Here is a 15,219-nt window from a genome sequence, read left to right on the forward strand (position 1 = left end):
TCGCTCTATCGTGAGGGGGATCAGGCGTAGGAAAGCGCCTTTTCCTCCAGCAGTTCCTCGTAAAGCCGCACCCACTTGTGGCCCATCTCCTCGGAAGTGAACAACTGCCGGTAACGGGCTTCGGCCCTGGCGCCCATGGCCTGGGCTTGCGCAGGATTTTCCCACAGGGTGCGCATCGCTTCGCGGAACGCCTCGGGATCGCTCGGTGGCACCACCAGGCCGGTTTCGTCGTGGACATTGATGTAGCTGGTGCCGGTGCCGATTTCGCTGGAGATCATTGGCTTGCCGAACATCGCGCCTTCGAGCAGGGAGATACCAAAGGCTTCGGAGCGCAGGTGCGAAGGAAACACGATGGCATAACTCAGTTCCAGCAGCGCGACCTTGTCCTCATCCCCCAGGCGTCCGAGGAAATGCAGGTTGCGCAGGCCCAACGCGTTCGCCTGGGCATGCAGTTGTTTTTCCAGCGGGCCGGCGCCCACGATGACCACGGGGTAATCCACACCTTTGAGGGCATCGAGCAGGATGTGCAGGCCTTTGTAGTAGCGCATCACCCCCACGAACAAAAAGAACCGCTCGCCCAGTTTTGCCTTCCATCCCGCCATGCGTTCGGTGTCAGCCTGTGGATAACTGGTCTTGTTCAGGCCATAGGTGATGATCCGGGTCTTGGCGCTGTATTCCTTGAGTACATCGCTGGTATGAACGTAGTTCGGCGATGCCGCGACGATGCGTTCGGCGCCGTCGAGAAAGCGCCGCATCAAGGGGCGGTAGAGCTTGAGCAGATGCCGCTGGCGAACGATGTCCGAATGGTAGGTCACGACGTAGGGTTTCTTCACGGCGCTGAAAAAATGCACCAGGTCCATGAACGGCCAGGGAAAGTGGTAATTGATCACGTCTGCTTCGTCGGCCAGCTCACGGAATCTCTTGAACACGCTGTAGGAGAAACCAGTGGACGCCAGTTGGAAATCCATTCGGGCCTGATGAACGACATGCTGCCGGATCTTGATCGGTTCGGAAGCTGGCTGCCTGCTCAGGGCCAACACGGTGTTATCGATACTCAACCGGTCAGTACTGTCGCACAGCTGGAAGATGACCTGTTCGATGCCGCCCATGGAGTCAGGCAAATAGGTTTTGTAAAAGTGCAGGACTCGCATTCAACCTCCCAAGACCTGGCGATACGCTTGGGCGGTGACCTTCGCACAGCGTTCCCAGGAAAACAGCGCCGCTTGTTGCAATCCTGCCTCGCGACACGTTTGCCAGTGCGGGTGATCTTCCATCAATCGGGCCATGGCGTCGCGCATGCCTTGCGGATCGTCGGGCTCGCAATAAATACCGGCCGTCCCGGCCACTTCCGGCATCGCCGAGCAACGGGTGGTAATCACCGGTGTGCCACTGGCCATGGCTTCGAGCACTGGCAGGCCAAAGCCTTCGTAGTAAGACGGGAAAATCAGTGCCCGTGCCCCCGCCAACAGTTGGGCGACCTGTTCGTCAGGCAGGTAACCCGCCAGACAAACATGACCGCCGGCCAGGGCGTATTTCAACTCATCATTGAGCTGCGCCTGTTGCCATCCGCTCATTCCTACGATGAACAAGGGAAACGTCTGACGCACGGATTCCGGGAGCCCGGCGTGGGCGCGCAGGGCCAACGACAGGTTCTTGCGTGGCTCCAGGGTGCCGACACAGAGAAAATAACGGCGGTGCTCCAGGCCATGGGCCTTGAGCACGGCGTCGATCGCTTCCGGTTCGCGTGGGTGGAAACGTGCCGCCACCCCCAGCGGCGCGACCTTCAGACGCTCGGCTGGTAGGCCGAAATGTTGTCGGGCTTCATCGGCGATGAACTGCGAGTCGGTCAATATCAGCTGTGCCTGTTCCACCGCCCGACTGAGCCGTCGCTCGATTTCCTTCAGGCGTGCCGGTGGTTGCGTTTCGGGGTAGCGCAGGTGCGTGAGGTCATGGAGGGTGATCACCGTCGGCCCTTCGAAGGCCAGCGGCCAAAGGCTGGGTTCGTGATACAGGTCGATGGCCTTTGAACGGCCTTGATCGAAACGTTTCTGCTCCAGCCAGCGCCGCGCCTGATAGGCGCCCGGAACCCGTCGCAGCAAGGGGCTCAGCTTTGAATAGCCAGGCTTGGCTGTTTGCGGCAACTGCGGGCTCCAGCTCCAGCCGTGGAACAGTGACAACTGCACATCCGGTTCCCGGGTCAAGGCAGTCGCCAGCTCGGCTACGTAGTGGCCGATGCCGGTGCGTGGCGCCTGGAGAATGCGCGCGTTGAGGGCTATCCGCATACTGTTTCCCTGTCGACGTTGGCTTCGTCGACGTGTCGCTCGATCCGCTCCACCAATTGCGCACTGGCCTGGCGCCAACTCAACCATTGCCATTGGTCCAGGTTGCGCTTGGCCGGGAATACCCCGGTGTGTTCCATGTCGATGACCAGGTTCGCCAGGCTTTGGGGATCGTCGAGATCGAAGTAGGCCATGAAGTCACCGCCGATTTCCCGAAACACCGCGATGTCGCTGCCCATTGCCGGCAAGCCGCGTTGCATGGCCTCCACCAACGGCAGGCCGAAGCCTTCCACGTAGGATGGGAACACCAGCGCAGTGGAGTGTCGATAGGCGTGTTCCAGGCTTTGGTCCGAGAGATTGTTGAACATGAACAAGCGGCTGTTGAATTGTGGATGACGCTCGATACGTTCGATTAGCGCCTCGCATTTCCAGCCGATTTTCCCGACGATACACAGCCGTGCCTGGGAACCGGCGGCCCAGGCACGCTCGAATGCATCGAGCAGATAAGCATGATTTTTGCGCGGTTCGATGGTGCTGACCATCAGGAACACCGGTTCGGGGCGCTTGAACAGTCGCACCAAGGTCGGGTCGACGGCGTGAGTGGCGTCGATCAGGTCCAGTTCGCTGCCCAGATGGAAATAGTCGAACCAGCGCTCGCTCACCTGTTGTTCACCAATGCGCCGGATCATTTCCTGGCGAAGCTGGTCGCGGATGGTGGTGGAGATGGCGATGTAGCCGTCGGCGGTTCGGGCAATCCAGTCGAACCAATGGTTGAACACCTTGACCAGCCCGGCGTCGCAGAATTGTGGATGGGTCAGGGGAATCAGGTCATAGATTACCGAGATGATCCCGACGCCATCACGCTTGAGCTGTTCGGCCAGGGGAAAGAAACCTGAATGCCAGGAAGAGTCCAGCAACACCAGTTGATCGCCGGCCCGATGTTCCAGCGGGACGCTGCGCGCCGGGCCGGGCTTGCGTTTAAGGAGGCGATCGAGGATTCGAATGGGAAGGCTCAGGCACGCCAGGGCGAACAGTCGGCAAGCGACGTACAAGATGCGGCGAGCCCAGATCGACTGGTTGAAAGGGCGCTGCTGTTCGAGAGACCGATGTCTGACCCAGAACAGGTTGGCGAACTGTATCAGCCGTACTCGCAGACCGGCCAGATCCAGCCCTTCCGTGGGCAGGGGGGCCAGGCTTTTCACTTCGTACAGCTTGCCCTGCAGCATCGCCACGGGAATGCATTCGCGTTCCTGGTCCTTGGCCGGCAATTCGCGAATGACGTTGCGCACTACTCGCTGAATGCCGGAGTTGTCATTCGGGTGGTCGTATACATAGGTGCAATCCACCAACAGACGGCTCATGGCAACTCCTTTTGCGGCACCGCTTCGACGGCAGTCTGGCTCGAACGTCGGATGCTGGTTTCGGCCTGGAGCCAGGAACAGCCGACGAAATCCTCCTGGCGATTATTGATGACGTGAAACACCAACCCGTAGTCGCGCCATTCGAAATTACGGTCCAGATGCGAGTCTAGCCGCGACAGGCTGAGGGCGACGGAGTAATTGCCCTTGCCCAGGCGCATGTCGAAACTGAAGCGGAAGGTGATCTGTTCGCCGGCCTTGAGGTCGGTCACGGCTTTGTCCTGGCGATGGGTGTTGATCCCGTACATGGGCTGGCCGAGGCGGTCCTTGATCAAGAAGCCCAGCACCAGCCGCTCGATGTCCTGGCGGATTTCAACCCGCACCTGCAACACCATCGGCTGGCCGATCTCGGCCACTTCCACCGGCTGCCCCTGGCTGTTGAGCAGTTGCACATCGATGATGCCCGCCTCGCCGGTGCCGGAAATGGTGCGCACCTGGCCGTTGGCGAGCATCTCCTGGCGGACCACCTGGCCCTCGCGCTGGGCCAGCATCGCATTGTAGTAATCCATCACTTCTTCCGGCTTGCCGCGCATGGCCATGCGCCCGTGTTCGAGCAGGATGGCGGTGTCGCAGATCGACTGGATCGCCGAACGATCGTGAGACACGATCAGCAGCGTGGTGCCGGCCTTGCGGAAGCTGCGGATGCGTTCGAAGCTCTTGTGCTGGAAATAGGCATCGCCCACCGACAGCGCCTCGTCGACGATCAGGATGTCCGGGCGCCGGGCGGTGGCGACGCTGAACGCCAGGCGCATCTGCATGCCGCTGGAATAGGTGCGTACTGGCTGGTCGATGGCTTCACCGATTTCGGCGAACCCTTCGATCTCGGGCATCAAGGCTTCGATTTCCTCCACCTGCATGCCCAGCAACTGACCGGCCATGAACGCGTTCTGGCGGCCGGTGAAATCCGGATGAAAGCCCATGCCCAATTCCAGCAACGCGGCGACGCGGCCTTGCAACTGGATGTGGCCGCAGGTGGGTTGGGTGGTGCCGGTGATCATTTTGAGCAAGGTGCTTTTGCCGGCACCGTTGACCCCGACGATGCCGACGGCTTCCCCCGGCTGGATCTCGAAATCCACACCCTGCAGGATCCAGTGCAACTGATGGCGCGGGCGGGAAAAAGGGATCAGCCATTCGAACAGCCGGCTCCAGCGGTTCGGATACTGCTTGTAGGCTTTGCCCAGGCCGGTGACGCGCAAATGTCCCATCAGAGTTCATCCACCATTTCACCGCCGCGTCGGCGAAACATGCGCAGGCCCAAGGTGCATAACAGCAGGCCGGCCACCAGCAACGGCACCAGCGAGCTCCAGACCGGCCACTGGTTGTAGAGAAACAGGTTCTGGTAGCTCTGCATCAGGGCGGTCATGGGGTTGAAGGCGAGCAGTTGCTGGATCGACGGCGGCAGGATGGTCATCGGGTAAACGATCGGCGTGAGCCAGAACCAGAATTGCAGGCAAATGCCGAACAACTGCCCGACATCGCGGAAAAACACATTGAGGATCCCCAGCAGCATGCCCAGCCCGGCGGCGAACAGCACTTGCAGGGCCAGCAACGGTACCAATGCCAGCAAGGTCATGCCCGGCCAGCGCCCGGTGATCAGCAGGAAACCGAGAAACAGCCCGAGGATGATCGCGAAGTTGATCCCCGCGTTGAACAGTACGATCACCGGCAGGCAGATCCGGGGGAAGCTGATTTTCTTCAGCAGGTTGGCGTTTTCCAGGAACATGCCCTGGCTGCGGGTGGTGATTTCCGCGAACAAACCCCAGGTCAGCAGCCCGGCACAGACGTAGACGCTGTAGGCCATGCCGTCTTCCACCCCGGGCAGGCGGGCACGCATGATGTGGGAAAAAATCACCGTGTAGACGAGGATCATCGACAACGGGTTGAGCACTGTCCACAACGCGCCGAACAACGAGTTGCGATAGCGTGCCTGGAATTCGCGCTTGACGCTGCCAAGGACGAAGCCACGGTAGCTCCACAGTGTGCGTTGCAAGGCCAGCAACATCAGACGGCCCTGCCATAGTGATCTTCGAAGCGGACGATGTCGTCTTCCCCCAGGTACTCGCCGCTCTGGACCTCGATGATGACCAGGTCGATGACACCGGGATTCTCCAGGCGGTGCTTGTGGCCGGCGGGGATGAAGGTCGATTCGTTCTTGGCGACCAGGTGCGAGCCCGAGCCGTTGTTGGTGACCTTGGCCATGCCCTCGACCACCACCCAGTGTTCGTTGCGATGGTGGTGCATTTGCAACGACAGCGATGCGCCAGGCTTGACCACAATGCGCTTGATCTTGAAGCGTGGCCCCTCTTCGAGCACGGTATAACTGCCCCATGGCCGGCTGACCGTGCGGTGCAGGCGATAGGCTTCGTGTTCCTTGTCCTTGAGCTGCCGGGCGACGCGGCGAACATCCTGGGCGCGGTCGGCATGGGCCACCAGCACGGCATCGGCGGTGTCGATGATGATCAGGTTTTCCACGCCCAGGGCCGCCACCAAGCGGCCGTCGCTCTGGACGAAGTTGTTCTGGCTGTCGATAAACAGGGCCTCGCCGGTGGCGCGGTTGTTTTGTGCGTCGGCGGGTACCAGGTCGGCGATGGCGCTCCAGGAGCCGATATCGCTCCAGTCGAAGGCCGCCGGGATCACCACGACGTTGGCGGAGCGTTCCATCAAGGCATAGTCGATAGAGATGTCCGGCATTTCGGTGAAATGCGCCGCGGATAATTCCTGCTGCACACAACCTGAGGTTTCCACCGCAGTACTGGCCGTGACACAGGCGCGCGCCTGTTCCAGCAGCTCGGGAGCGTGGGTATGTAGCTCCGCCAGCAGGGTCTTGACCGAGAAGCAGAACATCCCCGAGTTCCACAGGAAGCGGCCGCTTTCCAGGTACTGCGTGGCGGTCTGCAAGTCGGGTTTCTCAACGAAGCGCACGACCTCGGCTGCGCCCTTGGTATCCAGGGGCTTGCCTCGTTCGATATAGCCGAAACCGGTTTCCGGTGCCGAGGGCAGTACGCCGAAGGTCACCAGATGGCCATTTTTAGCCAGTTCCACCGCGTGTTCCACGGAGGCCTTGAAAGCGGCCTCATCCTGGATCAGGTGGTCGGCCGGCATGACCACCAGGATCGCCTCGTCACCGTGCAGGGCCTGTATGGCGAGGGTGGCCGTGGCGATGGCCGGCGCGGTGTTGCGGCCCGTGGGTTCAAGTACGAAGTGACCGCGATAACGCTCCAGGTGAGCGCTTTGATAGTGATCGCGGCTCTGGAAGTAGTACTCGCGATTGGTGACGGTGACGATGTCGCCGCGGCCATCGAACAACCCCGCGGCGCGCCGATAAGTCTTGCCCAGCAGCGACTGGCCGTCGGGCAAGAGCATGAAAGGCTTGGGATGACCTTCGCGGGACACCGGCCACAATCTCGTCCCGGCACCGCCGGAGAGAATCACGGGAATGAGCATGACCTACTCCTTGGCGACGCGTTTCATGTCCGCATCCATCATCATGCGGATCAGGGTGTCGAGGTCGGTCCTGGGTTTCCAGCCCAGGACGCGTTGTGCCTTGGCTGGGTTGCCAAGCAACACCTCGACTTCGGCCGGGCGGAAAAACGCCGGGTCGATCTTGACGAAGTCACGGTAATCCAGGCCCACGTGCTCGAAGGCAATCCTGCACATCTCGCGTACGGTGGTGGTGACGCCGGTGGCCACCACGTAATCGTCGGGGTTGTCCTGTTGCAACATCAGCCACATGGCCTCGACGTAGTCGCCGGCAAAGCCCCAGTCGCGCTTGGCGTCGATATTGCCCAGGCGCAACTCCTGCTGCTTGCCTTGCTTGATGCGCGCAGCAGCGTCGGTGACCTTGCGGGTCACGAACTCGATGCCGCGCAGCGGGGATTCGTGATTGAACAGGATCCCGCTGCTGGCGTGCAGGCCGAAGCTTTCCCGGTAGTTGACGGTGATCCAGTGGCCGTACAGTTTCGCCACGCCATAGGGGCTGCGTGGGTAAAACGGGGTGTGCTCGTCCTGTTGTTCGGCCTGGATCAGGCCGAACATTTCGCTGGTGGAGGCTTGGTAGAAACGGGTATGCACACTGAACTGGCGAATGGCTTCGAGCAGGTGGGTGACCCCCAGCCCGTCGACGATGCCGGTGGTCACCGGTTGGTCCCATGAGGCCGCGACGAAACTTTGCGCGGCCAGGTTATACACCTCGTCCGGCGCCGATTTGATCACGGCCCGTTGCACCGAGCAGGCATCGGCCATGTCACCGTCCAGGTAAACGATGTCCTGTTCGATGCCCATCTCTCGCAGCCGCCAGCGCGAGTCGCTGCTTCGTCGCGCCACCAGGCCGTGGACTTTGTAATCTTTGTCGAGTAGCAACTTGGCCAGATACGCGCCGTCCTGGCCGGTGATCCCTGTGATCAGTGCACTTTTCATTCTTGTTGTACCCGTATCTCCCAGTCGGACAGGATCGCCCGCAAGGATTGTTGTGTTGTTGTTTCAGGCGTCCATCCGGTGGCCTGTCGTAGCTTGGCTGGGCTACCACAGACACGACGCTGTTCTGCACGGCGAAGTCGCGCAGGGTCCTGGATCAGTTGCACATCGACCTGGGCGATATCGCCCAGTTGTTCGATCAGGCTGCGAATGCTCTGCTCGCGGCCCGAGCAGATGTTGTAGATCTGCCCCGGGGCGCCTTTGTCCAGCAGGGCCAGGTAGGCCGAAATCACATCGCCGACATCGAGGAAGTCGCGTGTCACGTCGATATCGCCCACCTGTAGCCGAGCCGGTTGCAGGCCTAGCTTGATCCGGCTGATTTGCCGGGCGGCGCTGGCAATGACAAAGCTGTCTTTCTGACCGGGGCCGATGTGATTGAACGGGCGGGCCACCAGCACCGGCCAGCCTTCGCTCATGCCCCATTGCAGACTCAGCAGTTCGGCCGACAGCTTGCTCACGGCATACGGGTTGCGCGGGGCGGGCGGTTGCAGTTCGGTGATCGGCAATTGGTCTTCGCTGACCTGGCCATAGACATCACCGGAGCTGACATACAGGAACGTCCCGGTGAAACCCCGGGCCTTGAGGGCCTGGAGCAGGTTCAAGGTGCCCAGCAGGTTGATGTGCAGGGTGCGCGCCGGATCGCGGAAGGCCTCAGGGACAAATGTCTGGCCCGCCAGGTGGATCACGGCATCGGGAACCTCGGGCCAGAGGCCTTCCAAGGTCTTGGCATCCGTCAGGTCGTAGCGGGCAGCGACAGGCATCACCTGCCACGCCGAATCATGACTGTTCAGTCGAGATTTGATGTGACGTCCCACGAAACCGCTGAGGCCCGTAACGAACAGACGTTTTTTCAAGCACCAGCTCCCTTGACGGTCGCTTCGTCTATTGCGAACTGAGTGGGAAATTTCCGTAAGATCGGGGAAAAGTCACTCAACGGTCAGCCTAGAGAAGCGTTTGTTGTAGTTGTTTGGTTGCCAATCTGTGCCAATTTTGCCGCAATTTCAACAGGGCAAACCGTGACCGGTCAGTTCTCATATTTATAGTCGGTTTATTCACGCCAAGCGGTTCACGAACCCTTGGTGGATGTGTTTAGAATGCCCCTCGTCAGGCTGTCCCCGGTTTCGATCTTCGAGATGAACCCCAGGGGCGGCCCCTAAAAAAACAAGAACGAGACGGGTAGCAAGATGAACGACGCGTGACGGCCCCCGGGCCGGCTCGATACGTGATTCGACCGTCATGAAGTAGGGCTGCCAGGATGGCGGCGCCATGATGGGATGCCATGAATTTCATTCTTTACTCGGACGTAAACGATCACTCCATCAGCCAGAGCCTTGGCCGCCCTGAGTACAGTTATTATTTCGTGCTCAAGGCCTATCGTCCCGTGCTGGAAAGCCTGGGGCCGGTGCATGTGGTGTCTTCAGTCGCCGAGGTCGATCCGCTGTATCAGACATTGCGGCAGGCCGGGCAGGACTGCTTGTTCCTGTCGTTTTCACCCCCGCACAAGACGCCGTTGGACCTGCTTTGCCCGATGGTCTGCGTGGTGGCCTGGGAGTTCGATTCGATCCCGGCCGAGCACTGGGACGACGATCTGCGGCATGACTGGAGCCGCACGCTGGCCCGTCATGGCCGGGTGATTACCTTGTCCAGCCACACGGCCGAGGCGATCCGGCGGACCTTGGGCGAGGACTTCCCGGTATTGGTACTGCCCACACCGCTGTGGGAGCGTTTCGCGGCGGTTCGGGAGCAATATCCGAGCCTGCCGGTCAACCCGGGAACGACCTTGCAGATCAAGGGCTGCATCATCGACAGCCGACCCCTCGGGCTGTCGGCCGATGGTTTGATCGCGCCGATCATCGAAGAGACGCCTGAGCCAGAACCAGAACCGAAATCGATCATCGAGCCGCCGCCCCTGACCTGGCGGCGGCGGGCATTCATTTCCCGCCATTACCTGCGTGAAGTCATCCGTACCGGCAAGACCGAGCAGGGCCCCGTGTGGCTGTTCAAGCACAACCTGTTGTGCTGGTATCGCGAGGCGGTCCGCGACCTGGTACCGGTGCCGGTACGCGTTGCGGTCAGCAGGATCCTCAGAGGGCCGGCGCCGCCGCCGGTGTTCGTCGAGGAGCCCACTCCCGAGCCCGCGCCACCGGAACATCCCCAGGCCATCCTGCCGGACACCAGCCAAGTGGTGGAGACCGAGGTCAGCGGGGTGGTGTACGTCAGCGTGTTCAACCCCGATGACGGTCGCAAGAACTGGCATCAGTTGATCACTGCCTTCTGTTGGGCCCTGCGCGACGTCGAGGACGCCACGCTGGTGCTGAAAATGACCCAGAACGACCTGTCGACCTACTACGTCGAGCTGCTGACGTTGCTGTCCCAGCTGTCGCCGTTCAGTTGCCGGGTGGTGGTGATGCACGGTTACCTGGAAGACGAGCAATTCGCCCGGCTGTATGGCGCCGCGAGTTTCTACGTCAACGCGTCCCGCTGCGAAGGCCTGTGCCTGCCGTTGATGGAGTTCATGTCCTGTGCACGCCCGGTCATCGCGCCGGACCACACGGCGATGCGCGATTACATCGATGCCGAGGTGGCTTTTATCGTCAAGTCCAGCCGTGAACCGACCATCTGGCCGGAAGACTCGCGCATCTTGTATCGCACCCTGCGCCATCGGCCCGACTGGGGTTCATTGAAGCTCGCCTACCAGCAGAGCTACGCCATGGCCAAGCACCAGCCGCAGACCTACCAGGCCATGGCCGTTGCCGCGAACGAGCGGATGCGCCGCTATTGCGCGTTCGCCCCGGTGCAGCGGCGCCTGGCGGATTTCCTGGCTGCGCCAGGCTGTGACGAAAGGCTGCCGCTGGTGGTCCAGGCAGGTAGCGCCTCATGTTGATCATCATTTATTCGGAAACCAACCAGAGCAACATCCTGGAGAACCTCGGCAAGCCCGAGTACAGCTATTACTTCGTGCTCAAGGAGTTTCGCCCGGTGCTGGAGCGGTTGGGGCGGGTCGTCGAAGTGACTCGGCCTGACGAAGAGGTCGATCAGCTGTATGCCGATTGCCTGGGGCGTGGCGAGGATTGCGTATTCCTGTCGTTTTCACCCCCTCATCGCACCGCCGCCCACTACGCTTGCCCGACGATTCCAGTGTTCGCCTGGGAGTTCAGCACCATCCCCACCGAAAGCTGGCAGGGCGAACCCCGGCACGATTGGCGGGTGGTCCTGGGCGCAACCGGCATGGCGATTACCCACTCCAACTTCACCGTCACGACCGTCCGTGAGGTGATGGGCGCGGACTTCCCCATCGCCGCCATCGCGGCGCCGGTATGGGACCGCTTTGCCGCTCGCGGCGCGATGCTGGCCCAGCGGCCGACGGTGGATCACATGCGCCTGCAATTGCGTGGTCTGTTGATCGACAGCCGCACCACGGACCTGCGGCCCTATGGCCCGCCGGCGCATCAGGCCGGCACGCCGCTGGCGCTGGACGGCCCGGCCGAGGATTGCGAGTTGCTGCTGGACGGTGTGATCTATACCTCCGTGTTCAATCCTTACGACGGGCGCAAGAACTGGAAGGACATGATCAGCGCCTTTTGCACGACGTTCCGTGATGTTCCCGACGCGACCCTGGTGCTCAAGCTGACGCATCACGACGTCACAGCCGCGCTCGCCGACATGCTTCATCACGTCTACAAGAACCAGTCGTACCGCTGCCGTATCGTGCTGATTCACGGTTACCTGGCGGACGCGGACTACGAGCGACTGGTGGAAGCCACCCGGTATGTGGTCAACAGTTCCTATGGCGAAGGACAGTGCTTGCCGTTGATGGAATTCATGTCCTGCGGCCGTCCGGCGATCGCGCCGCTGAACACGGCCATGGCTGACTACATCGACCACGACAATGCCTTCGTGGTGGATTCGACCGAGGAACTGACCGCCTGGCCCCACGACCCGCGTGCGGCGTACCGGACCCTGCGTTATGTCACTGATTGGGACTCGCTGTGTTCGGCCTATCGCGCCAGTTATGACGTGGCCAAAAACGACCCCGAGCGCTATCGCCGCATGTCGGCCCACGCCGTGCGCAGCCTGGAAAAGTTCTGCAGCCAGGCCAACGCCGAGCAGCGTTTGCGGGCGTTTTTCGAAGACCTGACTGAGCGGCGCAGGAACGCGCAGCAGCCATGATCCGGCGATGGCTGGCCGGGTTCAGACCCGCGGTGGAGCCTTCACCACCGCCGGCGGCGGCCGTTTCGCCCCGGGATGCCGGCCTCTACGACGCGATGCTTGACGGCTGGTTTTGCAGTGAAACCGGCGAATTGCTCAAGGGCTTTGCCATCACGGCCGACGATACCTTGCTGGATGTGGGGTGCGGCGAAGGTGTGGCGACGCTGTTTGCGATGCGCCAGGGTGCGTCCGTGATCTTTACCGACAGCGAACAGGACAAGGTGCGCGACCTGGCTCGCCAGGTCGAGGCCCAGGCTAGCGCGCCGTTCCTGGGCCTGGTCAGCAACAGCCTGCCACTGCCCCTGGCCGATGGCTGCGCGAACAAGATCGTCTGCATGGAAGTGCTCGAACATATCCATGAACCCGCGCCGTTCATGGCCGAACTGGTGCGCATGGGCCGGCCCGGGGCGCAATATTTGCTCAGCGTGCCGGCCTCGGTGGGGGAGCATTTGCAGCAAGGCATCGCGCCGCCGGGCTACTTTCGAGCACCCAATCATGTGCAGATTTTCAGTGCCGAACGATTCGCCGCGCTGGTGGAGGACGCCGGGCTGGTGATCGAGCATCGCCAGGCCAGTGGATTTTTCTGGGTCATGGGCATGATTTTCTTCTGGGCCAGCGAACAGGCGGCTGGCCGGGACCTCGAGGGCGCCGTGCGCGACCGTATCCAGGCCCCGTATCCCGCGTTGATGGAGCGTTGGGCGAGCCTCTGGCAGGGCTTGTTGGCGCAACCCGACGGCCTGGCGATCAAGCAGGTGCTGGACCGGTTCATGCCCAAGAGCCAGGTCATCATCGCGCGTAAACCCGATTCTTTCTCCGGGAGCACTTCATGAGCAGCAAGCGGATCATGGACATCGAGTTGCTGCGCGCCGTTGCGGTGATCGGCGTGTTGTTCCATCACCTGCAAGGCATGCCGTTTCCTGGCGGATGGCCGCGTCTGGCGGCCCTGGCCGAGAGTTTCCAGCTGTGGTGGGGCGTGGACCTGTTCTTCGCGATATCCGGCTTCGTCATCGGACGCAGCCTGATCCCGCAGTTGCGTCGCTGCGACAGCCCCCGGCAGTTCTGGGCCGTCACCCGGGAATTCTGGATTCGCCGGGCGTTTCGCCTGCTGCCGTCGGCCTGGCTCTGGTTGCTGCTGGTGTTGTTGGCGGTGTTTTTCCTGAACCGTTCCGGGGCATTTGGCAGCGTGCAGGCCAACCTGCAGGCGACCCTGGCCGGTTTCCTGCAATTCGCCAACCTGCGTTTTGCCGATGCGTTCATGCATTACGAATACGGCGCGAGCTTCGTGTACTGGACGCTGTCGTTGGAAGAGCAGTTCTATCTGATCCTGCCGCTGCTGGTGTTCGTCTCGCGCCGCTATCTGGTGTGGGTGCTGCTGGCGGTGGTGCTGGTGCAGTTTTTCACCTGGCGGGCGCTGTGGTTGTCGGTGATTCGTACCGATGCCTTGGCGCTGGGTGTGTTGTTGTCGATCTGGAGCCTGCGGCCCAGCTATTGGCGCTTCGAGCCCACGTGGCTGCGCCGCCCGCCCTTGGGTGTGCTGCTGGTACTGGCCCTGGGCAGCGTGATGGCCTGGATCGCGACCGAGCACTTCAATTTGTCGTTCTACCGGCTCGGGGTCATTGCTGTGCTCAGTGCCGTGCTGGTCTGGGTGGCCTCTTACGATCGGGATTACCTGTTGCCCCGCAGCCGATTGAAAACCGCGCTGACCTGGGTGGGCAGTCGTTCCTATGGGATCTACCTGATCCACATCCCGGTATTTTTCCTGCTGCGCGAGTTGTGGTTTCGTTTCGCGCCCTTGGGTTCGCCGGACCCGGCAAGCCATCCCTGGCTGGCCCTGGCTTGCGCCCTGTCGCTGATCGGGCTGTTGAGCGAACTCAACTACCGCTGGGTCGAAATGCCCATGCGCAATCGTGGCGCCCAACTGGTTGAACGCCTGTCCGCCGCCCGAACCGTCCTTCCTGTCTCTGGAGCCCCGTCATGCTGAGCCTTTTGAAGAAACTCACCACGGGCACGCCCGCGCCTGCCGAGCCGGTCGCCGAGAAAGTCGACCCGTATATGCTCGGGCTGCACGATGCGATGCTCAGCGGCTGGTTCAACCAGCAAACCGGCGAACTGTTCACCGGTTTCCCGGTGACGCCTGAAGACACGCTGCTGGACGTGGGCTGTGGCGATGGCGGCAACGTGCATTTTTGTGGGATGCGCGGGGCGAAGATCATCATCGCCGACATCGACGCGGCCAAGGTCGAAGCCACTCGCCAGCGCTTGAGCGACACTCCCGCGCGGGAAGTCGAGTGCTACGTGACCGACTGCAACCCGCTGCCCATTGCCGATGCCACGGCCACCCGGGTGGTGTCCACCGAAGTCATCGAGCATGTCGACGACCCGGCGCAGTTCCTCGCTGAACTGGTGCGGGTCGGCCAGCCCGGCGCGCTGTACCTGCTGAGCGTGCCGCACCCCAGTTCCGAAGAACTGCAAAAAGACATCGCCGCGCCGGAGTATTTCCGCAAGCCCAACCACATTCGCATCATCAGCGAAGAGCAGTTCAAGGCGATGGTCAGTGACGCTGGGCTGGAGGTGTTGAGCCACAGCCAATACGGTTTCTACTGGTCGATGTGGATGCTGTTGTTCTGGGAGGCCAAGGTCGATTTCAGCAACGCCGACCACCCATTGCTCAATCATTGGGCCGACACCTGGCAGGCTGTGCTGAACTCGCCCCGTGGCGCGCAGATCAAGCAGGCGCTGGACGCGGTGGTGGCCAAGAGTCAGGTGATTATTGCGCGTAAGCCTTGATGGGCTGTTGGAGAAACCAACCCTGTGGGAGCTTGCTCGCTCCCACAATGATG

13 protein-coding genes are annotated in these 15,219 nt (G+C 61.6%); 5 read left to right on the forward strand and 8 right to left on the reverse strand.

What is annotated here, in order from left to right; translation table 11 throughout:
• Window positions 1-20 precede the first annotated feature (20 nt).
• The 8 genes from AC30D9_RS07790 to AC30D9_RS07825 are packed head-to-tail and all read right to left on the reverse strand — an operon-like array spanning window position 21 to window position 9,024.
• Window positions 21-1,151: a glycosyltransferase family 4 protein gene (locus AC30D9_RS07790; protein WP_307572945.1), complete on the reverse strand. Its 1,131-nt coding sequence runs from the start codon at window positions 1,149-1,151 to the stop codon at window positions 21-23.
• Complete coding sequence (locus tag AC30D9_RS07795) at window positions 1,152-2,282, reverse strand: glycosyltransferase family 4 protein (RefSeq protein ID WP_307572943.1); 1,131 nt, start codon at window positions 2,280-2,282, stop codon at window positions 1,152-1,154.
• Window positions 2,273-3,640 (reverse strand): glycosyltransferase family 4 protein, encoded by a 1,368-nt coding sequence (locus tag AC30D9_RS07800; RefSeq protein ID WP_490143825.1) that lies wholly within the window; start codon window positions 3,638-3,640, stop codon window positions 2,273-2,275. The genes AC30D9_RS07795 and AC30D9_RS07800 overlap by 10 nt, the downstream gene beginning before the upstream one ends.
• On the reverse strand, window positions 3,637-4,902 hold the full coding sequence (locus AC30D9_RS07805; protein ID WP_134926540.1) for an ABC transporter ATP-binding protein: 1,266 nt from the start codon (window positions 4,900-4,902) through the stop codon (window positions 3,637-3,639). The genes AC30D9_RS07800 and AC30D9_RS07805 overlap by 4 nt, the downstream gene beginning before the upstream one ends.
• On the reverse strand, window positions 4,902-5,699 hold the full coding sequence (locus tag AC30D9_RS07810) for an ABC transporter permease (protein ID WP_490143826.1): 798 nt from the start codon (window positions 5,697-5,699) through the stop codon (window positions 4,902-4,904). Before AC30D9_RS07810 ends, AC30D9_RS07805 begins: the two co-directional genes overlap by 1 nt.
• Entirely contained in the window at window positions 5,699-7,141 is a 1,443-nt protein-coding gene (locus AC30D9_RS07815; protein WP_307572936.1) for a mannose-1-phosphate guanylyltransferase/mannose-6-phosphate isomerase, read from the reverse strand. The genes AC30D9_RS07810 and AC30D9_RS07815 overlap by 1 nt, the downstream gene beginning before the upstream one ends.
• Before the next feature lie 3 nt (window positions 7,142-7,144).
• Window positions 7,145-8,113, reverse strand: a complete 969-nt coding sequence (gene gmd / locus AC30D9_RS07820) for a GDP-mannose 4,6-dehydratase (protein WP_134926538.1) — start codon at window positions 8,111-8,113, stop codon at window positions 7,145-7,147.
• Complete coding sequence (locus AC30D9_RS07825) at window positions 8,110-9,024, reverse strand: GDP-mannose 4,6-dehydratase (RefSeq protein WP_490143827.1); 915 nt, start codon at window positions 9,022-9,024, stop codon at window positions 8,110-8,112. Before AC30D9_RS07825 ends, gmd begins: the two co-directional genes overlap by 4 nt.
• Before the next feature lie 425 nt (window positions 9,025-9,449).
• Between AC30D9_RS07825 and AC30D9_RS07830 the strand changes: the two genes are divergently transcribed.
• Genes AC30D9_RS07830 through AC30D9_RS07850 form a run of 5 tightly spaced genes read left to right on the forward strand, consistent with a single transcriptional unit; the run spans window position 9,450 to window position 15,166 of the window.
• A complete protein-coding gene (locus AC30D9_RS07830; protein ID WP_490143828.1) occupies window positions 9,450-11,054 on the forward strand; it encodes a glycosyltransferase in 1,605 nt (534 codons plus the stop codon).
• Window positions 11,048-12,340: a glycosyltransferase gene (locus AC30D9_RS07835; protein WP_307572931.1), complete on the forward strand. Its 1,293-nt coding sequence runs from the start codon at window positions 11,048-11,050 to the stop codon at window positions 12,338-12,340. Before AC30D9_RS07830 ends, AC30D9_RS07835 begins: the two co-directional genes overlap by 7 nt.
• Window positions 12,337-13,209, forward strand: coding sequence for a class I SAM-dependent methyltransferase (locus tag AC30D9_RS07840; protein ID WP_490143829.1), 873 nt, complete (start codon window positions 12,337-12,339; stop codon window positions 13,207-13,209). Before AC30D9_RS07835 ends, AC30D9_RS07840 begins: the two co-directional genes overlap by 4 nt.
• Window positions 13,206-14,360: an acyltransferase family protein gene (locus AC30D9_RS07845; RefSeq protein WP_307572927.1), complete on the forward strand. Its 1,155-nt coding sequence runs from the start codon at window positions 13,206-13,208 to the stop codon at window positions 14,358-14,360. Before AC30D9_RS07840 ends, AC30D9_RS07845 begins: the two co-directional genes overlap by 4 nt.
• Window positions 14,354-15,166 (forward strand): class I SAM-dependent methyltransferase, encoded by an 813-nt coding sequence (locus AC30D9_RS07850; RefSeq protein WP_490143830.1) that lies wholly within the window; start codon window positions 14,354-14,356, stop codon window positions 15,164-15,166. The genes AC30D9_RS07845 and AC30D9_RS07850 overlap by 7 nt, the downstream gene beginning before the upstream one ends.
• Window positions 15,167-15,219: the final 53 nt, after the last annotated feature.

It is taken from the genome of Pseudomonas sp. DF11, from assembly GCF_058148565.1.